This window comes from Vibrio sp. 99-70-13A1 (assembly GCF_013114625.1).
Lineage (GTDB): Bacteria > Pseudomonadota > Gammaproteobacteria > Enterobacterales > Vibrionaceae > Vibrio.
This window is the reverse complement of record NZ_VTXD01000035.1, coordinates 13,549-35,750: the sequence shown is the minus strand read 5'-3', so window position 1 is coordinate 35,750 and position 22,202 is coordinate 13,549. Positions and strand designations below refer to the sequence as shown.

Genomic DNA, 22,202 nt, shown 5'->3' with positions numbered 1-22,202 from the left:
CTTGTTCTCATATCCACAAGCACAGGTAGGTTCAACCTTATCTTAGTTTTATCAAGAATCGTTACAGTTGGTCTTTTCTAGATTAGAAAAGGCCAATTGGATTTGGCTCTTATGAGAATGTTAGTTGTTTTGGGGGATTTAATTTTACTAGAACTAATGACCGCGTAAGATACAAGGCTCGCTCCTTCTAGCTTCTTTTGCCAATCATGCTCGATTTCAGTGGCGATTTAACACTACATCAGTGTAATACAAAAATACCCTCACCTTTATCTCTTAGTCGGCGGTTGGATCCTTACTGAGTACGTTTTTTTGATAATATGCCAAAAATTTATTTTTCTGCACGGTCTTTTGAGATGGTGCGATTTCTCCTGAGAGAATATCGTCTAGGCTGATTGATTTTACTTTATTGCTGCTTTGCATATCCACAGCTTCAAAGTAAGCATCTTTGTCGTATATATGAGGGATACTTGTATTCACGTGGTTAGCACAAGCGAATGTTACCGTTGGAATGAAGCACAACAATGTTACTGAAATTTGTATGTTCATTAATTCCTCCTAAAGGATTGCCCGACGGATCGGGCAATTTTCACTTATTATCGAAGCGTGATTTTTGGGTTCTCAGCGGGCTTGTCGAACAATCCGAAGAACTCTGGTACAGCAGACGCGTCACCATCAATGACGATGAAACCATTTTCTACCGCTGTAGAAAAGTCAACTTTACCAACCAAAAGACCTAGGAATACCGGCTTAGTTAGCTTAACTGTAGACTTAGCCTCGTCATCGTAGTTTTCGTGGAACTGAGCGACACTACGACGAATTTCAATGGCATGAACCTCTTGAGAGTCAGAAAACTCAAAAGCGACCGTGAAATGTGCATCAGCACTGCGCTCTGCGTTTAAACTAAATCGTAATGCACCAACAAGTTGAGATGGTTCAAATTCCGCCATCAAATCTGGTGCTTGGAGATTAATTTTTTTAGAATAATCGATAGTACCATCCAATTCTTGAGCAGAAGTTAGGTACCAGTTACGCCAGTTATTGTTTGTTTCACGGTAACCAAGCTCACGAAGTGCTTCAGCTTTAAGTAAACGTGGTTCCATATCTTTAAGATCAAGACGGATTGCGTGTGTTGCTAGTTCTGCAGCCCATTGGAAATCACCATCATCCATTGCGGTTTGAGCAAATGACATCATCTTGTCTTTTCCGCCAACCATTTCAACTAATCGCTTAGATACTTCCACTGAATATGTTGGGTTAAGTGTTGTAGGATCACCATCGAACCACCCCATTTCACCAACGAAGATCTGCTTTGCTGCATGACGGATTGAACCATAAAAATCGCCCAACCAAGGGTGATTTCTTAGATGCTCAGGAAGCTGAATTTGACGAATTAAATCTTCTTGAGTAGCACCATCATTTATCGCTTTTATGGACTGATCATAAGTGAATTGAATTGCATCACGATAGGCAGTAAGTGTATCTTCCACATGCTCTTCGCCAATCACAGGGCGACCATGTGACGCCATCATCACGTCAGCATCATACTCTAGGAGAGCATCAATACCAGGGTACCAAATGCTTGGGTCACGGTATTTAGTACCACGAATTGTATGTAAGTTAGGGAAACTTTCACCTTGGATAACTTCTGAAGCGAACAAGAATTCATCTTCAGGGAAATATGCAATAATTTCATCCGACGCTTCTGAAGGTACGTGTTTGAATTCGACCTTAATTCCAGCGATGACCATGTTAAGCACACCCTTGTAACCTTCTACTAGGGTATTTGGTGCAATTAGGCTGTGCTCTCTGATTTCAAAATCAGGTCCAAGCCCACCATTTATGCGTCCACCTTCTTCAACTTCAAGTAAAGTACCTAAAGAATAATCAACACGGAAACCAAGAGCAGGTCCAGTTCCGCCCATAGAGCCACTCACTACGTTTTTCATAAAGGTATCATGTGCAATGATTTGTGCATTTTCTGCACCTTCAATACCTTTTACTCCAGCATAATGATCTGGGTGCCAGTGAGAGTACATAATGGCAACAACAGGTTTATTAATTCCCGTTGCTTTTCGGAATGCAGCCATCGCATCTTGCATCTTGTCGACAGACTCAACTGGGTCAAGAACGAGCAGGCCATCGTTACCTTCAACAATAGTTGGTGAAGTTAAGCCATAACCATAAATTTGAAAGTATTTGTCTTTGTGTACAAATATACCTTTTACCATTTTTTGGGAATGCGCGGTAAGCTCTGGGTGTACTTTGTTCGACGTTTGGAAATATGCATCGTTACCGCCAGTAGGAATGAACTTAGTGTCAGTAGCGTTACCGTGCCAATAATGCGTAAATTTCGAATTTTCACCGTGGTAGTAACTGTGGGACAGAGTATCAATATTTACTTTCACACCGTCATAACGTTCAACATCATTATTTGCGGCAAGAGCTGAAGTTGCTACCAACACAGATAGCGCTAACATTGCTTTTTTCATAACCATACCTTCGAGTTTTATTGTGCAACTAAATTAACAAAAAGATATGTAACTTTGCTTTTATAGCATATAAGATAACTTATATTAATTGAGGATTTGGCTAAGGTTATAACAATGAAGCATTCAGAATTTAGTTTAATTCCTGTTTTTGTCATGGTGATGCAGGAACTCAGCATGTCGAGAGCAGCTAAACGATTAAATATTAGCCAACCCGCAGTAAGTCAATGCTTGAATAGATTAAGAGCCATTTACAACGATGATTTATTTATTCGACAAGGAAACGGCGTCACTCCTACAGCGTATGCAAAAGAAATATACCCCGCTCTGTCTCAATCTATGCAGGTTATAGAGTCAACAACACCAAGCAAATTCCGCTTTGAACCTAAAACATGTGAAAGAAAATTTTCCATCTCATCTCTTAGTGTCTTTAACCATACTTTTCTTCCCAAGCTATCTTCCATAATAAAAAATGAAGCGCCATTGTGCTCGGTTGAGATACTTCCGATTTATAACGATATTGAATCGGATCTTCGCTTTGAAAAAATTGACCTAATTATTGAAGCCACCTCAAAAGCACATCCAGCATTAAGTCAAAAAAAACTATGCAGCGATTCACTATGTATTATTTACAGTAAGAGCCACCCGAGACTCTCCGAGAACATCACGGAAAGCGAATTCTATTCTGAAAAACACGTAGTGCATACTCGATCAGGGTTATCTCCAGGCTATCTAAGTGATGCCCCGAACCTTAGAGACCTAGCGAAAAGAAATGTTATTTGGGAGGTGTCTAGTATGATTGATATGATGCCTATTCTCGCAAGTTCGGATTATATAGGCATTTCCCCTGTTACTATCGCTGACTCATATTGTGATTTTTTTAACCTTAGGAAAGTCAAAGCAGATTTCTTAGAAGTAGATATTGAAGTCAGCATGTTTTGGCACCCATCTAAGCAACATGATCCGGTACACCGATGGTTCAGAAGTTGTTGCCAAGAATCAGCTAAATCAGGATGGTCTTTGTAATTTTGCTTTTGAGCGTAGCAAGAAACCAATATTACTATTCAGTAATTTCAACAAACAAATAGATAAGCTCACGTTTATCAGAACTAACTGAAGCTATATGATGCTTCCATTCATTGTGGCAAGAGTGAATATTCCGCATCGCCGAAGAGTTATAATATTTTGAATATTCATGTAGTTAGAAATAACTATAAGAAGCCGGTTCTGCTTTCTCTTCGTTCCAGCCTAATAGCTCTATGTTTACCAATTTTTTCCGCTTTTCATTACACAAAGAAGCAATATTGATAACGGGTAGCTGACTCCGAAACTGGGCGGTAAGGATTACTTTTTTACTTTCGGTAAGATTTAAGCTGCAAGCTTCCAAAATCATCGTTGTATCCAGCTTATGTGCATCTTCTATGACTCGAATATTCGCACTGTTTTTATATGGTTCGAGCAACCAAGTTACAGCGGCTTCTTCAGGAGTACTAAGCACAATGACATCTTTTGAATCAATAAGTTGTTCCAATTCAACCAACATAGATTAGTCCCTTTGACTTAATAAACTGTCCTCTACTTTGCTATAAATCACCTTACTATTCTAGCCTCGACAACCGCTGATTTTACTAAAAAGCCGTTAGATGAGAGATCTAACGGCTTTCTTAATAACCATGCAACAGATTTAAATCATCGCTAAGATGCGGGCTGTTTAGCTGGATGACTTGCTCTCGCAATTATGCTTTGGGTAGTTTGAAGGGAAAAATGCACGTCGCGCTTCTTCATCAAATTCACTTTTGAATTCAACATCTTTTGCGATATCACGAGCACGTAGTGCTGCTGGTCGGCTATTCACTGCATCAAACCAACGATTTAGATTCGGATAAGGCGCCAACCCTTCCTCACCCAATACCACAGCGGCTTTATCTAGCCATCCCCAAGCAGCCACATCAACCAAAGTAAATTCATTACCCACTATAAATTCGCGACCTTCCATATGAGTTTCAAGCACTTCATAGTGACGCTCTGCTTCACGTAAGTAACGGTTCACTGCGTAATCTTGACCTTTAGGCGCCGCGTGACGAAAGTGAACAGATTGACCAGAAAATGGACCAAGACCAGAAGCAATAAACATCAACCAAGAAAGCAATTCAGCTCGGTCTTCAGGCTGACCACCTAGTTTTCCTGTTTTTTCTGAAAGGTAAAGGAGAATGGCATTTGAATCGAAAACACGCTGACCGTCATCTTCAATCGCAGGTGTTTTTCCGTTTGGGTTAATCAAACGGTATTCAGCAGTATGCTGGTCACCTTTTAGTGTATCGACAGGTACAAGTTGGAAATCCAAACCTGTTTCTTCTAGAAATAAAGCGATTTTCATTGGATTTGGTGTCTGGTGGAAGTAGAAATTAAGCATAATGTGTCCCTTTATTTAGCACTGTCATTCAGTTTGTTTTAGTAAAAATTCGGGCCTGTGTAGCCCTTCAATAGAATAAACACTACACCAGCAAGAACGATCGTTCAAAATATAGCAAAAAACATGTGGTGTGTTATGAACAATAAAATAAAGCTAGAAATCATCTCTGACGTTGTCTGCCCTTGGTGCATCATTGGCTATAACAACCTCCAAGCCGCAATCCAAGAACTCAACATTGCTGATAAAATTGATATTGAATGGCTGCCCTTCGAGCTTAATCCCGACATGCCAATTGAAGGTGAAGGCTTACGATCTCATATACAAAGAAAATACGGTTCTAGCCCAGAAGAAAGCGCACAAGCGCGCATTCGCATAGCACAAGCTGGCGCAGAACACGGTTTCGAATTTAATTACTTCGACGACATGAAAATGGTCAATACATTAGAAGCGCATGTACTCCTTGATTATGCGAAAACCAAGGGTAAACAAACCGAGTTTAAACTTAGATTATTCACTGCCTTTTTCAGTGAACAAAAAGACGTGTCAAACCATGAAGTATTGAGAAATGAATTAGCCGAAGTTGGGTTAGATGCCGATGAAGGTATGTCTTGGTTAAACAAGCCTAAGCTTAAAGAAAGGATCCGTATGCAAGAAGCTGAATGGCAACAACATGGAGTATCTAGCGTTCCTACTGTTGTTTTTAACCGTGAATCCGCAGTTACTGGTGCTCACCCAGTTGAGAACTACAAACAGTTTTTAACTGAGTTAATGAACAAGTGGATCTAGCGGTTCACAATAATTTGCTTAGCTGATATTTCATTAAAATTAGCTAAGCAAAACTCTGCCATTCAACTTATTCAATCAAAAATTAAACCTTAATATTCAATCAATGACCATTCTTGTTTGGTATATCCAAAACCCACTGAACAATGTCTTCAATTTTTGTTTGTTCACCATTCAAAAGTCGCATTGTTAGCCCACCAAACAATAATGCGTAAGCCTGATCTGCATGACTGTCTCCAACGATATTGCCGAGCTCCCCCTTAAACTTTTGATTAGCGATGGCTAGTAAGCTATCTTCACTTACCTGCTGGGCGCTCCTATCCTTGGTGTAATCAAGCATTAAGGTGAGTTCACCTCTAAAGCGACTGTCCAATGCAATCACGAGCTTTGTGAGCATTTCTTTTTTGTCTTGCGGGACACCTTCACCTTCAGCTAGCCCATAGAGTGAAGTCGGCTCTAAAAACACCTCGGTGCTCGCCTTAAATAATTCTTCTTTGCTGGTAAAGTAATGATATAAAGCGCTTTTAGAAATACCAAGAGCTTCTGCAATACCACGCATTCCCAAGCCATTTACACCGTGTTCAGTAAAAATATCTACCGCTTTTATCGCAAGTTCACGACGATACGCTTCTCGGTCAACAATCTTTGGCATTCCACCCTCCTTAAAAGTCCGTGTGGACTATATTAATTTCAACAGCTTAAGTCTAATTAAAATTTATTTTAGTACAGTCGGTCTAAAAAATTTGACAGGCTTATAAATGATCGCATATTATTTTTTTAGACCAAGTGGTCTTTATAAATTTTCTAAAGACTACTAATCGATGAAAATATTGAGAACTGCTCGTTCATAAAAGAGAAAGGAATAATGATGTCACAAGATAAAACGACGATTAAAGGTGCCCATATCAACTGGAATTGTGAAGGAAAGTTCAACTTCACCACTGGGTTTGGCGCAACCAAAACTGAAATAATGATTGCTAGCTATGCAACGTTTATCGTTCCTGTGATCCTTTACTTTTTTGCTTGGGATTCTCTTGGCTGGAGTTGGTTACAAGTGATTGTGGCATCTGTGCTAACCCTAGATATGATTGGCGGCGTATTGAGTAATTCGCTGAGTTCGATGAAACGCTTTCTGCATACAGACCAATCACTGGAACTCACTTGGTTAGGTAAATTAGTGGGCAGTAAGTTCTTATTTCCTATGATTCATTTCCAGCTTTTTGCAATACCACTTTGCTTTGATATTGCATGGTCTTACGCCTTCTTTTGGTATGGCGCGATGATGTCATCTATTGTATTCATCCACTTCATGCCTATGTACCTACACCGCCCGATTGCGTTACTGATCGTAATGTTGTCGATTATTCTATCTAACATCATGACATCACCTCTCGGCCTTGAGTGGATAGCGCCTATATTCATGATTAAGTTAGTGTTGTCGCACGGTGTAAGAGAAGAACCTTACCGCCCAACTTTAGCGGATTAAATCGACGTTAGCTAAGCAAGCTTGTAATGGTGAGAAGACAATCGTGGGCACTTTTTTAAAGGTGCCCGACAAAGCTCATTCAAACTAGCTAACTCAAACAAACTAATTAACTCAAACAAGCAATCTCGATGATACTGAATCCAAAAAACTCAAACCTAAAACGTTAAGCTCTCGCCATCTTCAGGTATAGAGACTTTCTCATGTAAGCTTTGCGCTTCAAGAGAGCGTTTTAACGTTGCTCTATCTACTGGGCAATGGTTCAACGCTTCCATATGGTTAGCAATAACTTTACCAGGGGACAAACGGATAAACTCCATTGCCTCATTGGTCGACATCAATAATGGCTGCCCTACATCCATTTGAGCTTGTCCAGTGGCAACAACGGTAATGTCAGGCTTTAGCTCACTTAATGCTCGTTCTACATCAGCCGTTAAAACGGTATCACCACTGATGTAAATACTCGGTTCATTAGGCAGCTCTAGGAAAAAACCGCATCCATTTGCCATTACTTTATGAATCCAACCATGACCATGCTGTGCAGGTACTGCAGTAATCTTTCCACCCAAAAACTCAGTTGAAATCCATGGTTCTAAACCGTTTTCAACTGACATGCCGTACTTCTCTAAATAAGTTTTATCTTTAGTTAACGTCGTAACTGGAATGGAATGTTTAATTAGAAACTCTTCTCCAGCAGAGTCAAGATGATCTCCATGCTGCAAAGGCTTGAAACCAAATGTTTGGCTATGAGTGACTAAACAGTGAGTCACCTTAGCTAATAGGTCTTGTGCATTTGACGGTAAATCAACGGTAGGATTTTTCGCCGCTTTAAAGCGAAACACAGAAAATGGAGGCAGCGATCCTTGGCCTCCTAGCATTGGATCAATCAAGATAAAGTGCTTGCCAGATTCAATAACAAACGTTGCGCTTCTGAGGTGATGAATTTTCATAATTCCGTCCTGCCTTTCCAATTAATAATCGCTGTCTGATGACTAGTATCGGTCGATCATAGAATATGCGACACTAGCCAAAAGGACACTTACCGCTCATATTGGGTCAAATAGAATGAAGAAACATACTATCGCTTTGGTAGCGTTTGATAACATCAGCGCTTTTCATTTATCCGTTCCTTGTTTGGTTTTTCAGGACGTTTTCATTGACCTAGAGCCAGCATTTGAAATGACGATTTGTAGTGAAGGCGCGCACGATGTGGCATTAAGCTCAGGGTTTAACGCAACCATTAATTCTGACCTTTCAGCAATAGACGAAGCGGATATTGTAGTGATTCCTAGTTGGCCAAACACGCTACCCGAACCAAGCATAGCGTTGATCGAAAAGCTTCAGAGAGCTTATCAACGAAATGCCACTATTGTTGGTCTATGCCTTGGTGTTTACGTTGTTGCCAAAGCAGGCTTACTCGATGGCAAGAAAGCCACAACGCATTGGGACTTTAAAGATGCTTTCCAAGAAACCTTTCCCAATGTCACCATGGATTGCGAGCATCTGTTTATTGAACAGGGAAATGTACTGACTTCCGCAGGCACAGCTGCTTCCCTAGATTGCTGTTTGCACTTAGTTCGAAAACTATGTGGCAATGAAACCGCTTCTCATATCGCTCGTTCAATGGTTACTGCTCCATTTCGCAGCGGTGGACAGCAGCAATACATTCCAAGTCCAATTCAAAACAAACCTCATGCTGAGACCAGTTTTGGCTATGTGCTTGATGAGGTTATTCAGAATTTATCGGAAAAATACGATTTAGATACCCTTGCCGCCCGATGTGCCATGAGCAGAAGAACCTTCACTCGACAATTTAAGGCATCTTATGGATGTACATTTGGTGAATGGCTGTTGAATCATCGATTAGAGTGTACCCAGCAATTGCTTGAATCCACAGATTACTCAATAGCCACAGTAGCTGAACTGTCTGGCATTGGGGCTGAAAGCTTGCTGCGCAAACATTTTAAAAAGCGCTTTAATGTTTCCCCATCAGAATGGAGGCGGACATTCAGAGGAAATTCGTAGGGTTATAACTATATCAACGTCTAATCTTTTTCGAAGGTTGCCACCACTTTAAGTACGCTAGACATTTTCTCCGTTGAATTAGAAGACTTAGTGGCATTAGTGATGGCATTCGTACTTTCTTGTAAGCGTGCTCTCAGCTCTGCTAATTCTTTTTGTGTATCAGACATTTCAGTTTTAGTCGTATTGCTCATGGTTAAACTCTATTTTTACAAACGATGAAGCGAATTATCTTCAAGTAATGTGATAAATAAAGTTAGTTATCATCTGATTAAGTGATAGTAGTTCAATCTAAGCTATGTCCTGACATTCGATTATTTCTGTTTCTTTTGTCTCAAGCTAACAAACATAATCGTCATACCAATCAGAAAAACCACACCAGAATGAGTAGCATGAAAAGCCAATTCAGTCTTACTTGCACCAGTAAATAGTGCATACCAGAAAAACGGACAAAACAGCCCGAGAAGCGCGATATTTCGGCCACCTTTGGTTTGTTGGGATATATCTCCCCCGCTGATTAATACTGAAAATACCTTAATCATATGGCTGTATGCACACCACTTACTCATACTCTGTATCGCAGATTTCACCATCTCAATTTTCCAAAGCTAGATATTCTTTGGTGGAGTATACACACAAACAAAAGCATACATGCACTTTTGTGCTTTTGTTTTGTAAGAATGAGGATTAGTGCAAATTTTTCTGATACCGCTTTCACCCTGTATCAGTAATCAGTAACCAGTAATGCCAAAAAGCAGAAAACAAAAAAGCCAATGCACGAATACACTGGCTTCTTATTATCTCAATACGTTATCACTTACCTAGAACGGCACAGAGTTATCCGCGATTGCAGCTGGGATTGTCCAGCGTTGATCTGGGGTGTAATTGACTTTAGGTGCGTGAAGCAGCGGAGTTTGCCCACGATCACCATACAACCAAAGCACAAGGTTCGTACGAGTACCACTTTTAATCGAATGAGCAGCATGTGGAACACTACCGCGGTGGATCATCGCTACCCCAGGTTCAAAGTTCAACCTTGTCACATTACCGGTTTTCGGATCGTAATAATCCAGTTCTGAACCTGTAAACTCTTCTCCAGGAAGGTTTAAATTGATATTCAATGTCGTTGACGATGCATCAGTATGTAAACGTAAAGATGTATCCATACCCGCTTGATATTGAATTGAGAAACCAAAGGTTTGTGTATCGTAACCTTGAACCTCAGGGAACAATAAACGAGCAATTGGACGCATGTAAACATCTAATAGTTCTCGGTAAAAAGCCTGAAAATCTGGAGCGGCAAGAAAACCTTCAGAACGCTTATCCAGCATTGCTCCATTTCGATTAAGTACAATTCCGTAAGGTGCACGAACAGGTATATTCGAATCAGCCACGTTTTCTAAATATGTACGGAATTCAGATAAACGCTCAGGATCAAAAAACTGACCTTTATAAACACCTGGTGCAACTTCTTCCCATAAATCACTGACTGCTAATTCTGCTGATGGATTCTCCCATGCTTGCATCACCGCTTCTCGCAATCGAGAATCCAGTAAGTCTGTATTCGGAGCAACTTGGTTATCCTTGTTTGCCACTTCCCACTCAGCCCATGCTTCAGTAAGTAGCTCTTGGTTAGAATCCCAAAATTTATACACTGATGGTTCACGTTGCAGAACTGCTTCTCGTGAAGGTAAAGTCAAGGCACGAGCGCGCTCTAATTGGCTTTTTGACGTGTGAGCAATAGTCATATTTTCCTCTCTGTCTCTCGATCTTTATTATTGATGAACCGTTGTTCAACGGCGATGAAGTGACTTTATTGCAATTGTTATTAATGATAAATAACACTAACGATAAGACAGAATTTAGTTTTTATTGATAATGAATACTAAAGCAGAAAGGAAGGCATTCTAGATAAGTGGTATTTCCAATAAAAAATACCAAGTGACGTTATCGAGAGTTCAGCCTTTAAAGGCCGGCATCAAGCTTGCTTTGTCTAACTTGCCTAGGCGAGTGACCCGTCCACTTTTTGAATGCTCGGCTAAAAGCACTGGAATCTGAAAAACCCAGTTCATGGGCAATGAGAGTGATGTTAGCATCGTGACTGTTGAGCATAGTAAGGCTCAATTCCAGACGATATTTATCAAATAATCGTCGAAAGTTAATGCCCTCTTGCTGCAATTTTCTATTCAAGGTTCGTGCGCTCATATACAGGGCGCTGGCAATATTATCTTGGCTAACATCCTTTACTGGCATCGTTTTAAATGCTTCATTCACTTTAAACAACATGCTTGATTCCAGTACATCTTCCAGTTGTTTATCAGCCATCTGTTTTAAGCCTGAATGGAAGTCAGGTAAAAATGAACGACCTTGCCTATTCACGACGTCTTTATCGAAAAGAAAATAACGTATTGGGTAGCCTTGCTTCATTTGCACATTAAAAACCCGTTCAAAAACAGGTAAAAACTCCTCACCTACAGTATGGCGATTGAAGTGGATAGCGATTAACTGGTCTGGGGCATTGAGGTAACGTCTGATGAGTTTAAGGATCAAACCGTAATACAGCCCTAAGCTCATGTGAGTCATCAATGTGATTTCATCAACGTATTCTGGTGTTACTACCCACAACTCTAACCCGCCGTTATCCACCTCACGGCTAAAGATTTTAAGAAGCGGATGAATATGAATAGAATATCGGCTAAGCAATTCACAAAAGCTCGTTAACGAAGGCGCGGTAAGAATAGCCAAAACAGGAGGGCCAAGTTCAAGCTCAAGCTCAAGCTCAAGCTCAAGCTCATCAAAGTATTCTGCAGATTCACTAAATATATCAATGAGTTCATAGCCAAATCGCTGATAAATATTCGTGATGGCATCTTGAAGTTGGTAAGCCGATACTGAATTTGAAGACAATAGAGCTTGGTATGAACCCTCTCCTTCCCAAAGCTCACTCGTGTCCCCCATTCGTGCTTTCAATGCAGAATCTAAAATATGAAACCAAAAAATAGGTAACTGAGAGTTATAGCTTTGTGTCATCACTGCCTGCTGTCTTGAGCCTTTGTACTAATCCCAAATTAAAGTATCTCAGCTCAGGTTACAAGAAGGGTTACAGGCGATCTACACGTCAATTTACAAAGCAAACTAAAATCAGTTTACAAAAAGCAGTATCAAAACTTAAAATCAAGACCAACAGACATCATGTATTGAGAGTAGTCGTAATATTCAATGTTGGATTCGGTCGATCTTGCGCCAATGAACGAGACGGCAGACCAGTCTTTATACCCCAATATCCCCGAATACTCGTACGCTAGAAAAACACCTAAATCTTTGTCTTCACGCTTCTTATTAAAAATAGGGTTCACAGCGTCATATTCTCGATTATCGGCATTAACGGTTAAAGCAATGCCATGCTTATTGAATCTTTTTGCTAGGCTGATTTCCGCCCCTATACTGAAAAATGAAAGCGCATCACCTTCTGAATCCGATGAGAAAACATTCAAAGACGGAGTAAGCAAACCAGAACCATTATTAAGCATATGCTGGTATCTTGTTTTGAAATAATAGTACTTACGCTCGCGTTTCATTAATGCTCTTTGAGCATCCGTTAAACCTAAACCTTTAAGTCCAGATTGCTCATTTTCAACATCAGACTCACCTGCTGCCATATCTACATGAAAGTTAGAGCCCATGATTCTCGATAACTGGATTCGAGCTACATTACCGGAAAGATCCGTTTCTTTTCTTTTTTGACCAATTGCATAAGGATCATCCCATACTTCACCTGAGATTAAAGTCGGTAAAAAAGAAACATCAACCAACGTTCCATCTTCTAACTGCTGTCTGTAACCCACTTCAAATGCGAGAGTTCCGGTTATGACATCATCTTGTGATGTTCCTAAAAAAAGCTGCTTATTGAGCGTATCGCCAAAGGTATATTTTAAAGAACCTAACAGGCCTAGCATGCCACTTGTTTCTGTCGAACCAGACGCGGAAAGATCTGACTGCATTTGAGTGTAACTTTGGCTCACATCTAGGTTGTTTGAGTTTGCCAACACCCCGGTTAAAAAGGTGATGTTACCTGTGAGGTCTTGGTTTGGTGCTAAAGCTGATTTTGCATGAGGAGTGAAGGTTACTAACGAGATGACCAGCGTAATTATGTATTTCATTTTAAGCTCTAATTGGAATAGCGGTAACTTGCATGAACACTTCTATGTTTAGCATTCAGATACATGTATTTAGATACACCCACTTGTGCTTGAGTGTGTATTCATCAGTGGGTGGCGGAATTGAAAATCAAAGGGCGATGGATGGCTTCCTTTGACTCCATGGCTTTGCATTCTCCAATTGATAAGCCAATTCAAATAACAGCCGATCATTCCCTCGCGCTGCCGAGAAATGACTTCCGACAGGCATATTGTGGTGATTCCAATACAAAGGAACTGACATTGCAGGGTTTCCCGCAACATTTTCTATAGGGGTGTAAGACATAAGCTTTTCGGATCGTTCCCAAATCGCCTTACCGGAATGCTTTTTTTGGTCAAAATAGCTAATTTCTTGAGGGATATGGTTGGAGCAAGGCGTCAACCAAACATCAATCGTTCTAAAAAATTCATGGTTATGCTGAAGAGCGAATTTATGGCAACTTATTTTCGAGTCAATATATAAATTAGGATGAGATTTGATACGCCCATGTAATCATACATAAACTGCTCACCATTTGTGACGGGTTGATCAACCTCCACCACAATATGACCTAACTCTTCTAATAGCTTACAGGTTGAAAGAATGGCAGCGCGAGTGTCTTCATCCGGAAGTCTTCCATATATGTCACGCATTGTGACACCAACCTTTATCGGGCGATTCAAAGCAGTATGTACCATTCCTAACGGCGTTCTTGGGAATGCCGTTTTAAAGCTATCTTTAACGTGGTTTTCAGTTACAGAAACGGCTAATGCTGTATCGCGAACCGTTCGAGACATAAAAGATTGGTGGGTAAAATCTTCATTAGTTGAGCCGTTGACCAAACCTGTAATTAACTGTTCTCGGCTTGGCTTATAACCAAAAATGCCCGTTGCGGATGCTGGCATGCGAGAAGACCCGCCACCATCAGTAGAATGAACCATTGGAACATATCCAGCAGCAATGGCTGCCGCTCCACCACCAGTAGAAGCATGCACACCTTTGCGGAGATCCCAAGGGTTACGAGTCGCGCCATACAGCGGGTTTTGCGTACAACCGAATGTCATCATCTCTGGGATGTTTGTCATGCCAATAGTATTAAGCCCTGCATTGTGCGCCGCCTGTATAAACCAAGATGTCGATTGAGGTCTTCTGCCTTTATTCAAAGGTGATCCCATAGTGCACTCTAGACCTTCAACATCGACACAATCTTTTGCTAGAAAAGGAACCCCAGCAAATGGTGAGTAAGGATTGATAGAGTCAGCACGATCTAAAGCAAGATCAAAGCACTCCGAAACAACAGCATTCACTCTATTGTTCGTTTGTTTGATTTTAAATATCGACTCTTGGACTAACTCTTTAGGGCTTATTTTCTTTTGCCTAACAAGATCAGCCATTTCAGTCGCATCAAGTACCTTGCTAGAGACTTTGTAGTCAGGTGGAAGATTTGAATTGGATTGAGAGGTAGATTTTAAAGCTGGTCTAGATAATGTTTCTGCAGCAGCCACAGTTGGTATGGTTAACGCAGCAGCAGACACTACACTTTTACCTACCACTTTTAGGAAGTTTCTTCTCTCATTCTCGCCATTTTTCATAGTGTCTATCCTCTAATTTCGGCTAGCAACTATCCATGTATCAAGACGTTATTGGTCAAGTTCAGCTTGTATTCCTTGCTGCCATCTATGCGTGTAGATTAAATAAGAAAGGAATTTGGTGCAGTGCAAATAGCGTCAATATCTATACAAGTTACGCCAATTTAATGCTTGAAGGTTATGAAGGTGGGATATCAATGAAGCGGAATCTGAAGAGTAGAAAACCGATTTAGGTTTAGGTTTAGGTTAACCAGCATAAAAAAGCCCCTGACTAGATGCAGGAGCTCATTTAATATCAATCAATAAATCAATTGCGCATTTATTTCATCACAAGCACTTCTGCTTCACTTGACCAATGTATGGGTACAAGAAGACAAATCACCCCACGTAAAAGACGGTAAAGCTTAGCCACAAGCCATGGTTCCCGATATGCTGCACAGTTAAATACTGTAAAGCTAAGAAAACTATAACCGTTAAAAAGCTAGAGTTACGTACGGGTCTAGTCGTTCCTGTTCCCGTAAAGATTCCGTAAAACGTTAAGCCGTAACCCGCAACTAACGGGAAAATAAGCAGCCAAGGGCTCATTTCCAAGTACAGTTCGACCAAGTTAGGCAACGTAGTAAAGAGCAGTACGAGCTGATTTTGGAACAAGAAAATAAGAGCAGTCAATGCATTGATAAAACCTGTTGTCCATTGCATATTGAGCTTAAGAACACTATCCAATAATGTCGGATCTTTCTGACCAACCGCTTTTCCTGCAAATACACTTGAAGCATTCGCGACACCATCAAACATGTAGCTAGCAATAAATGTCACTTGCATCAAAATCGCATTTGCCGCCAATACATCTGACCCTAATTGAGAACCAACACGCGCCATCATATTGAAAAAAACCAGTATACAAATAGTACGTAACAGTAGATCCATGTTCGAAGACATAATTATTTTCAGGTCTTTACCAGACATTTTTGCCGTGTTGATATGGTCAAACAAAGAGAACTGACACGTTTTCAATACAAAGCAAACACCAATCAAGAATGTGGTGATTTGTGCAATTAAGGTAGCAATAGCTACACCCGCAATGCCCATATCCAAGTAAAGAACAAATATGATGTCTAACACTATATTTAATACATTACCGAAAACCTGTGTGAATAAGGTTTCTTTGGCTTTAGCCTGTCCCATTAACCAACCAATGACGGTGTAGTTGAGCAGTACAAAAGGCGCACCATAAATCATAATATCAAAGTACACTTTCGCGTTTTGACCTACCACGGCTTCTGGGTTAATGATGCGTTCTGCACCACTCCAAATGACTGCCTGGAGCATGATAAAGACTACGCCAACAAACAGTGCCAATATGAAAGGTCTAAACAGACTACTCGCTTGGTCAACATGATTTTTCTTACCTAGAGCAATAGCGCTCTGCCCTGTGGTGCTCACACGGAAAAAGCCAAATAACCAATACAAGGTATTCATTATGACAGTGCCAATGGCGACACCACCAATCAACTCTGCTACGCCTAGCTTCCCGATAACCGCAGTATCCACTGCTCCTAAAAGCGGCTGGGTAACCGTAGAAACAATAAACGGAAAAGCAATTTTTAAGTAATCTTTATGAGTAAGGTTCATCTTTCTGTTCTAGATCAAATGGAATATCGAGATAGCCTGCAGCTTCCAATAATTCTTGGGTATATGGGTCTTGGACTTGGGTTAATTGCGTCATGTCATCCACACGCTCTACAATTTGTCCTTCTTTGAAAAACACTAAGCGGTCACATAAGAAGCTTGCAACCGCAATATCATGAGTAATAAACAGATACGAAATACCACGCTCTAGTTTTAGCTTTTGCAAAAGGTCTAAAACCTGTACTTGCACAGAAACATCTAGCGAGCTAACCGCCTCATCCAATAAAATAAATTTAGGATTAGGTGCAATGGCACGTGCAATACAAACTCGTTGTAGTTGACCACCACTGAGTTGATGAGGATAACGATCTAGCATTTCAGCCGGCAAACCAACCTCTTCAACAAGGCTAGTTAAAGTGCGTTCGTGCTCAGTGGTATCCAACTTTTCTAGGATAAGTGGTTCACTGATTATTTCTCGAATCGTGAGCCTTGGATTAACGGAGGTATTATAGTCTTGAAAAACCACGCTGATCGCTTTGTAAGTAGGCAGGCTGGCAATAGAATCACCAAAAATAACCTCAGCCATAACCACAATGATGTTTGCTCAACGAGCCTTTACCTACAACATGTAATGTCTCGAATTAAGTAAGACACCTGAACGACTAACAATAAGATCCAATCAATAGCCGCTAACACGCTCAAGAGTTAGCGGCTTTTCTCTACCCTGTTCTTAAATACGTTTCTCTACTCTATACCTGCTCTGCTCCATGCCTATTCCACTCTATGCTCATTCCACTCTATGCCTTAAGCAATTTTTGATTTGAAAATTGCTTAAGGCTGTTGTCACAAACTGCGTTATGATTGCCTACCTTTCGTTTTTATTGCGTCTATTATGCCTGCATTTTCTTTTTCAACGATCCCCGTAGGGGTCAGATTCATGCTTCTTTCTGCTTTTGGGTTTGCACTCATGTCGGCGTGTGTAAAGTACATCAGCCAATATGGGATTCCTGTATTTGAGATAGTGGCAGCAAGGGCGTTAGTGTCTCTGGTCATCAGCTATTTAGACGTAAAACGGAAAGGTATTTCACCTTGGGGACACAACAAACCACTATTGTTTGTTCGCGGTGCGGTAGGCACAGCCGCTTTGATGTGTGTGTATTATGCAGTGACCACCTTACCTTTGGCAGAAGCCACCATTTTGCAATACGTGCACCCCATTTTTACCGCTTTGCTCGGCGTGCTTTTTCTTAAAGAACGAATTCAGCAATCCACTATGATTTGCATCGCCTTCTGCTTAGCTGGCCTTTTTGTTATGGTTCAAGCCAATTCAGGCAGTGATGTTGGTTCTGATGTCGCCAATGACCTTCCTGTTTTGAGCATTGTGATTGCGCTTTGTGGAGCCTTAGGCAGCTCTATTGCGTATGTGATAGTAAGAAAACTCAGCCAAACCGAAGACAGCTCTGTCATCATTTTCTATTTCCCATTGGTCGCTTTACCTATCTCAACATTTCTTATTTGGGACGACTTTGTATGGCCTAGCGTCTTCCTGACCATCATGCTGATTTTAGTTGGGATATTCACCCAAATTGGTCAATATGGATTAACCAAAGCCATGCAAACCCAAGCGGCAGGCAAAGCTTCAGCCTACTCTTACGTACAAATCGTTTTTTCAGCTTTACTAGGTGTGTGGATATTTAATGAAGTCCCATCCATTTGGACTTACTTAGGTGGCGGGCTAATTGTGACAGGCGCTTTGATCAATGTCTTTGGCAAGCAAATGCTAACGCCATTTAAATCTAAGTAACGTAAAGCTTGTGCTTAGATAAACAGCGTGTGTAAGCAACGTCTATAAACAAGCGTGAAATTATAAACAAGCATAAAAATGGGCAAAGTAGCGATGAAACGTTACTTTGCCCATTGTCTTTTATCTTTAAAAAACAGCTTTTAGAGCTCACCCGACCATTAGGGGGAATTCAAACCTGTTAGAAAAACGACGTTATAAGTATTTCTCTATTGGTAGCAGCTGCAACAAACGGGATTTAATACGCTCCCAATTTCCAGTATCAGGTTCGCTATCCCAAGTTTGTGAGCCAGAAGACCACTGAACTTCACCGTCATTTAAACCTAAGCGCCAGCTATTATCATCATTCATTGCATGCTCAATATCTTGTGCCAGTTGGTTAGCCACACTTGAACTATTGATGATTAACAGCGATTCGGTATTCAGATATGTTGATCGTAAATTAAAATTGAAAGAGCCAATTGCGGCAATTTTGTTATCAAAAACCACTGATTTAGCGTGAAGACCATAAGGCATGTTTGGTGCACACTTCGACATATCTTGAGTCGATTCTTCACATACTTGCGCTTCCGGCTTTAATTCAAAAAGTTGTATACCATGTTCCAGCATATCTTGGCGGCGAGCCGCATAACCAGAGTGGTTGGTAGCTAAGTCATTAGAAGCCATAGAATTCGTCAGTGCTTTAATTTGCACGCCTGAATCCGCTAAGCTCTGCCATTGTTCTAATTGACCATCATCGAAAATTAAATAAGCCGACTCCAGCAGAACCTCTTGTTCAGATTCAGTGGATAGTTTCCCTAGTAGCTTAGCCGTCGCTTTCGGCTCACTGGTATTGTCTGAATCCAATGGGACTGGGCGATCAGAAATAAAATGCGCTTCTACCCATGTCATTTCGCTCATTGCTTGCTTCATGAATAGCTTCGACGTTTCTGCACCTTCAGGTAACACTGGGTAGTTCTTGTACGTTGGTGTCGCGATTTCACCAAGCATCAGTGAATCCGATGGCTCCCCTCCCAAAAGTTCTACCGGATATGACCAGGTGCTATCCCAGTAATTGATAAAACTCTTTTGGATTTCAGGTACAACGCTACCCATAACGAGTACGTCTCTATCTCTAAAGTTGATATCTTCAGACAGATCAAAATATTCATCACCAATATTACGCCCACCCACAATCGATAAAGCGCCATCAACCGTAAATGACTTGTTGTGCATTCGGCGATTAAGACGAGAGAAGTCACTCAAGACATTAAGCCATTTAGACACACCTTTTCGGCTTGGGATTGGGTTAAATACGCGGATTTCCACTTGAGGATGGGAGTCTAAAGTGACAAGCAGATCTTCGCGTTCATTCAAGTTTATATCATCTAGCATCACACGAACTTTCACGCCGCGATCAGCAGCAGCAAGTAGCCTGTTCGCCAAGTAATGCCCAGTGACATCGGAGTTCCAGATATAGTATTGAATATCAATACTCTGTTCTGCGGTTTCAATTAATGCTAATCGTTGCGCGAGCGCATCCCAACCTGTGTCTTGTAATAAAACGGCGCTTGTTTCTTTACTCGCATTATTGAGGCTAAAGGCATCTGATAGTTCAGATAAAGTACTGCTCACCTGTTGCTCCACAGGTTCAGTTGGATGGTTCACTTCTTCAGGGAGTGAGGCACACCCTGCAAGAACAGCGATTAAAAATACAGTTACACTAATGCGTTGCAGCACGGGCATTGATAACACTTCCTTTTATTTTGAATAGCCAATTTGGCTTACATTCCTATTACTTACAGCAAGCACTTTTTATGTGATAGGAAATGGCGATATATACAGTAAATAGTACACCAAACTAGTCTACTTCTCTCGCCACTCTATTATTTTAATTCAGTTAGACCTCAGTTCTATCCCGCATTAAAAGTTCAAGTCACCGCTTATACATCAATATTTTCATTAGTTATTATTCGCATTTACGCATTGCGTCGCAAATAAATCGATATATATTCCATGCTATAAATTCGTCACATGAATTAAATATTCAAATCCTAATATTTTCACCGCTATATCACCTACTTTTAAGGATAATTAAAGTGAAAAATCGCTTAGGGTTCACTCCAAGCAGAAGCATCATCGCACTCTCTGCATTATTGGCATTAGCCGCTTGTGATAATGATGAACAATCAAAAAATAGTATTGCTCCTCAAGACAGAAACCCGTCTTTATTTTTTGATTACGGCTCACAATGGTCCTATCTCGACCAAGGTTTGGCTATATCAAATGAATGGAACCAAGTTGGGTTTGATGATTCTGAATGGAAAAATGGACAAGGGATATTCTTTTACGGGTATGACCATGCAGTAGAAGGCAACACGATACTCGCTGACTATAAAGCGATGGGCTTTGTCGATGCTACACCAAGTGCTTATTATTTTAGAAAAGAAGTGAATATCGCGGATATCAGCACATTAGACGATGTGTACTTGAACATGAAAATAGATGATGCCGCTGCTATCTATGTGAATGGTCAAGAAATTGCGCGTTCTCCATTACTGCCTAAAGATGAAGTGCTCACTCACACCACTTCTCCTCTGCGCTATTCGAAATACGGAGAAGATGCAGAACACACCTTTATTCTGCCTTCTGAGTCTTTTTCACAAGGTGAAAACGTCATTGCCGTTGCTCTTTTTAATCAAGTGAACCACCGAACTAATGATGTGCAATTTAATGTCGCGTTAAACGCTACTTTTGACTACACAGGTGAACCTGATGGTCCTTATGTCACCATAGGTGATACAGGTGAAGTAACCATTGATGGGCTAAACCGTGACGGTCTGTATTCTGATACTTATACCAATATTAGCGAAGCTCAAGTGACGGTTGAGTTACCAGGTGAGTTAGGTAGCTTCTCAGTCGAGTTGCAAAATACCTACACTCCGCCTGAATTCCAGTATGAAAAGCCTGAACAATTTTTTGTAACGTCTGACTTTGAAGGTCAGATTAATGCCCTAGTTTATATGCTCATTGAAGCTGGCATTATGGATAAAGACTACAACTGGGTATACGGAAACGGACACCTTTTCCACCTAGGCGATTTATTCGACCGTGGGGCATATGTCACTGAAAGTTTGTGGCTATTTTATCATTTAGAGAACCAAGCAAAAGTTGCGGGCGGAGATGTACATTTCATTCTCGGCAATCACGATATGATGAATTTTTACGGTGATTTCCGCTACGTACATCAACGCTATTTTGAGAACTTAAGCCTAATGGGCAAAGACTTCTTTGACCTGCACAGTAAAGGTACGGTTTTAGGTCAATGGTTACGTTCAAAAAACCTGATGGAAATTGCCGGAGATACACTATTTGTACATGCTGGCTTTAACCTTGATGTAATAGAAGCACTAGAGAACCAAACACTATTGCTGGAAGACATTAATACCTACGGAAGAAGGCATCTTGATGAGGGTTATGTTCGCTATGATGACAATGGTTCGCTAATCAAAGACGCTTACTATTTACCTTCACGTCTGTACTGGGATCGCTCAGTTCCTGATGGTGACCTCACTCAAGCGCAATTAGAGCGAGGGCTCACAGCTTTTGGGTCATCACAAGTGATCATCGGTCATACCGTTTTTGAGCAACCATCATACTTGTATGATTACCACGTAATTGCAGCAGATGTGGACCATAACCAGAACTTCAATGAAGGAGGGCGAGTACAAGGTTTAGAGTTTTACTACAACCATTACAACCACTTCATTGCAGATAAAAACTTAGGGGTGATGCGTCTTCCTGTTTATTTAACACAGCCAAGACAATAAGCTTCAGCACA

21 protein-coding genes and 1 pseudogene are annotated in these 22,202 nt (G+C 40.8%); 7 read left to right on the top strand and 15 right to left on the bottom strand.

The annotated features are described in order from the left end of the window. Window positions 1–273: 273 nt before the first annotated feature. Together F0226_RS18410 and F0226_RS18405 are read right to left on the bottom strand one after the other, a co-directional pair. Window positions 274–546: a hypothetical protein gene (locus F0226_RS18410; RefSeq protein ID WP_171737005.1), complete on the bottom strand. Its 273-nt coding sequence runs from the start codon at window positions 544–546 to the stop codon at window positions 274–276. A gap of 47 nt (window positions 547–593) precedes the next feature. Then, a complete protein-coding gene (locus F0226_RS18405) occupies window positions 594–2,489 on the bottom strand; it encodes an alkyl sulfatase dimerization domain-containing protein (protein ID WP_171737004.1) in 1,896 nt (631 codons plus the stop codon). Window positions 2,490–2,603: 114 nt separating this feature from the next. On the opposite strand from F0226_RS18405, the gene F0226_RS18400 reads away from it, so the two are divergent. Continuing rightward, on the top strand, window positions 2,604–3,512 hold the full coding sequence (locus F0226_RS18400) for a LysR family transcriptional regulator (protein ID WP_171737003.1): 909 nt from the start codon (window positions 2,604–2,606) through the stop codon (window positions 3,510–3,512). Between the two features lie 175 nt (window positions 3,513–3,687). On the opposite strand, the gene F0226_RS18395 is transcribed toward F0226_RS18400, so the two are convergent. Together F0226_RS18395 and F0226_RS18390 are read right to left on the bottom strand one after the other, a co-directional pair. Then, entirely contained in the window at window positions 3,688–4,029 is a 342-nt protein-coding gene (locus tag F0226_RS18395) for a hypothetical protein (protein ID WP_171737002.1), read from the bottom strand. A 168-nt stretch (window positions 4,030–4,197) separates the two neighbouring features. Beyond that, the gene (locus tag F0226_RS18390; RefSeq protein WP_171737001.1) at window positions 4,198–4,899 is read right to left on the bottom strand and encodes a glutathione S-transferase family protein; all 702 of its coding nucleotides are present in this window, start codon (window positions 4,897–4,899) and stop codon (window positions 4,198–4,200) included. 135 nt (window positions 4,900–5,034) lie between these two features. Here F0226_RS18390 and F0226_RS18385 point away from each other — a divergent pair, with 135 nt between their 5' ends. After that, the gene (locus tag F0226_RS18385) at window positions 5,035–5,685 is read left to right on the top strand and encodes a DsbA family oxidoreductase (protein WP_171737000.1); all 651 of its coding nucleotides are present in this window, start codon (window positions 5,035–5,037) and stop codon (window positions 5,683–5,685) included. 100 nt (window positions 5,686–5,785) lie between these two features. On the opposite strand, the gene F0226_RS18380 is transcribed toward F0226_RS18385, so the two are convergent. Continuing rightward, window positions 5,786–6,334: a TetR/AcrR family transcriptional regulator gene (locus F0226_RS18380; RefSeq protein ID WP_171736999.1), complete on the bottom strand. Its 549-nt coding sequence runs from the start codon at window positions 6,332–6,334 to the stop codon at window positions 5,786–5,788. 216 nt (window positions 6,335–6,550) lie between these two features. Here F0226_RS18380 and F0226_RS18375 point away from each other — a divergent pair, with 216 nt between their 5' ends. After that, entirely contained in the window at window positions 6,551–7,168 is a 618-nt protein-coding gene (locus tag F0226_RS18375) for a hypothetical protein (protein WP_171737020.1), read from the top strand. Window positions 7,169–7,323: 155 nt separating this feature from the next. Here F0226_RS18375 and F0226_RS18370 read toward each other — a convergent pair whose 3' ends face one another. Further along, window positions 7,324–8,115 (bottom strand): MBL fold metallo-hydrolase, encoded by a 792-nt coding sequence (locus F0226_RS18370; protein ID WP_171736998.1) that lies wholly within the window; start codon window positions 8,113–8,115, stop codon window positions 7,324–7,326. Window positions 8,116–8,230: 115 nt separating this feature from the next. Here F0226_RS18370 and F0226_RS18365 point away from each other — a divergent pair, with 115 nt between their 5' ends. Further along, on the top strand, window positions 8,231–9,190 hold the full coding sequence (locus F0226_RS18365; protein ID WP_171736997.1) for a helix-turn-helix domain-containing protein: 960 nt from the start codon (window positions 8,231–8,233) through the stop codon (window positions 9,188–9,190). A gap of 20 nt (window positions 9,191–9,210) precedes the next feature. Here F0226_RS18365 and F0226_RS18360 read toward each other — a convergent pair whose 3' ends face one another. From F0226_RS18360 to F0226_RS18335, 6 genes and pseudogenes are all read right to left on the bottom strand, one after another. Next, entirely contained in the window at window positions 9,211–9,381 is a 171-nt protein-coding gene (locus F0226_RS18360) for a hypothetical protein (RefSeq protein WP_171736996.1), read from the bottom strand. Window positions 9,382–9,501: 120 nt separating this feature from the next. After that, window positions 9,502–9,756, bottom strand: a complete 255-nt coding sequence (locus F0226_RS18355) for a hypothetical protein (RefSeq protein ID WP_171736995.1) — start codon at window positions 9,754–9,756, stop codon at window positions 9,502–9,504. A gap of 252 nt (window positions 9,757–10,008) precedes the next feature. Next, window positions 10,009–10,935: a 2OG-Fe(II) oxygenase family protein gene (locus tag F0226_RS18350; protein ID WP_171736994.1), complete on the bottom strand. Its 927-nt coding sequence runs from the start codon at window positions 10,933–10,935 to the stop codon at window positions 10,009–10,011. A gap of 217 nt (window positions 10,936–11,152) precedes the next feature. Continuing rightward, a complete protein-coding gene (locus F0226_RS18345) occupies window positions 11,153–12,217 on the bottom strand; it encodes an AraC family transcriptional regulator (RefSeq protein ID WP_171736993.1) in 1,065 nt (354 codons plus the stop codon). A 131-nt stretch (window positions 12,218–12,348) separates the two neighbouring features. Continuing rightward, window positions 12,349–13,347, bottom strand: a complete 999-nt coding sequence (locus F0226_RS18340) for a DUF2860 family protein (RefSeq protein WP_171736992.1) — start codon at window positions 13,345–13,347, stop codon at window positions 12,349–12,351. A 127-nt stretch (window positions 13,348–13,474) separates the two neighbouring features. Continuing rightward, window positions 13,475–14,955 (bottom strand): annotated as a pseudogene (locus F0226_RS18335) (amidase family protein). 35 nt (window positions 14,956–14,990) lie between these two features. Between F0226_RS18335 and F0226_RS18330 the strand changes: the two are divergent. After that, window positions 14,991–15,185: a hypothetical protein gene (locus F0226_RS18330; protein WP_171736991.1), complete on the top strand. Its 195-nt coding sequence runs from the start codon at window positions 14,991–14,993 to the stop codon at window positions 15,183–15,185. A gap of 145 nt (window positions 15,186–15,330) precedes the next feature. Here the strand turns inward: F0226_RS18330 and F0226_RS18325 are convergent, their stop codons facing one another. Together F0226_RS18325 and F0226_RS18320 are read right to left on the bottom strand one after the other, a co-directional pair. Further along, entirely contained in the window at window positions 15,331–16,584 is a 1,254-nt protein-coding gene (locus tag F0226_RS18325; RefSeq protein ID WP_171736990.1) for an MATE family efflux transporter, read from the bottom strand. Further along, entirely contained in the window at window positions 16,568–17,167 is a 600-nt protein-coding gene (locus F0226_RS18320; protein ID WP_171736989.1) for a dipeptide/oligopeptide/nickel ABC transporter ATP-binding protein, read from the bottom strand. The genes F0226_RS18325 and F0226_RS18320 overlap by 17 nt, the downstream gene beginning before the upstream one ends. Window positions 17,168–17,473: 306 nt before the next feature. On the opposite strand from F0226_RS18320, the gene F0226_RS18315 reads away from it, so the two are divergent. Next, window positions 17,474–18,385 carry a DMT family transporter gene (locus F0226_RS18315; RefSeq protein WP_171736988.1) on the top strand — a complete coding sequence of 304 codons (912 nt, stop codon included), beginning with the start codon at window positions 17,474–17,476 and terminating at the stop codon, window positions 18,383–18,385. 192 nt (window positions 18,386–18,577) lie between these two features. Here the strand turns inward: F0226_RS18315 and F0226_RS18310 are convergent, their stop codons facing one another. Continuing rightward, a complete protein-coding gene (locus F0226_RS18310) occupies window positions 18,578–20,107 on the bottom strand; it encodes a phospholipase D family protein (protein ID WP_171736987.1) in 1,530 nt (509 codons plus the stop codon). A gap of 353 nt (window positions 20,108–20,460) precedes the next feature. Here F0226_RS18310 and F0226_RS18305 point away from each other — a divergent pair, with 353 nt between their 5' ends. Further along, window positions 20,461–22,191, top strand: a complete 1,731-nt coding sequence (locus F0226_RS18305; RefSeq protein WP_345776531.1) for a metallophosphoesterase — start codon at window positions 20,461–20,463, stop codon at window positions 22,189–22,191. Window positions 22,192–22,202: the final 11 nt, after the last annotated feature.

Coding starts and splice junctions, on each gene's coding strand:
- F0226_RS18410 (WP_171737005.1), bottom strand. CDS start 546: ATGAACATACAAATTTCAGTAACATTGTTGTGCTTCATTCCAACGGTA.
- F0226_RS18405 (WP_171737004.1), bottom strand. CDS start 2,489: ATGAAAAAAGCAATGTTAGCGCTATCTGTGTTGGTAGCAACTTCAGCT.
- F0226_RS18400 (WP_171737003.1), top strand. CDS start 2,604: ATGAAGCATTCAGAATTTAGTTTAATTCCTGTTTTTGTCATGGTGATG.
- F0226_RS18395 (WP_171737002.1), bottom strand. CDS start 4,029: ATGTTGGTTGAATTGGAACAACTTATTGATTCAAAAGATGTCATTGTG.
- F0226_RS18390 (WP_171737001.1), bottom strand. CDS start 4,899: ATGCTTAATTTCTACTTCCACCAGACACCAAATCCAATGAAAATCGCT.
- F0226_RS18385 (WP_171737000.1), top strand. CDS start 5,035: ATGAACAATAAAATAAAGCTAGAAATCATCTCTGACGTTGTCTGCCCT.
- F0226_RS18380 (WP_171736999.1), bottom strand. CDS start 6,334: ATGCCAAAGATTGTTGACCGAGAAGCGTATCGTCGTGAACTTGCGATA.
- F0226_RS18375 (WP_171737020.1), top strand. CDS start 6,551: ATGTCACAAGATAAAACGACGATTAAAGGTGCCCATATCAACTGGAAT.
- F0226_RS18370 (WP_171736998.1), bottom strand. CDS start 8,115: ATGAAAATTCATCACCTCAGAAGCGCAACGTTTGTTATTGAATCTGGC.
- F0226_RS18365 (WP_171736997.1), top strand. CDS start 8,231: ATGAAGAAACATACTATCGCTTTGGTAGCGTTTGATAACATCAGCGCT.
- F0226_RS18360 (WP_171736996.1), bottom strand. CDS start 9,381: ATGAGCAATACGACTAAAACTGAAATGTCTGATACACAAAAAGAATTA.
- F0226_RS18355 (WP_171736995.1), bottom strand. CDS start 9,756: ATGAGTAAGTGGTGTGCATACAGCCATATGATTAAGGTATTTTCAGTA.
- F0226_RS18350 (WP_171736994.1), bottom strand. CDS start 10,935: ATGACTATTGCTCACACGTCAAAAAGCCAATTAGAGCGCGCTCGTGCC.
- F0226_RS18345 (WP_171736993.1), bottom strand. CDS start 12,217: ATGACACAAAGCTATAACTCTCAGTTACCTATTTTTTGGTTTCATATT.
- F0226_RS18340 (WP_171736992.1), bottom strand. CDS start 13,347: ATGAAATACATAATTACGCTGGTCATCTCGTTAGTAACCTTCACTCCT.
- F0226_RS18330 (WP_171736991.1), top strand. CDS start 14,991: ATGTATCAAGACGTTATTGGTCAAGTTCAGCTTGTATTCCTTGCTGCC.
- F0226_RS18325 (WP_171736990.1), bottom strand. CDS start 16,584: ATGAACCTTACTCATAAAGATTACTTAAAAATTGCTTTTCCGTTTATT.
- F0226_RS18320 (WP_171736989.1), bottom strand. CDS start 17,167: ATGGCTGAGGTTATTTTTGGTGATTCTATTGCCAGCCTGCCTACTTAC.
- F0226_RS18315 (WP_171736988.1), top strand. CDS start 17,474: ATGCCTGCATTTTCTTTTTCAACGATCCCCGTAGGGGTCAGATTCATG.
- F0226_RS18310 (WP_171736987.1), bottom strand. CDS start 20,107: ATGCCCGTGCTGCAACGCATTAGTGTAACTGTATTTTTAATCGCTGTT.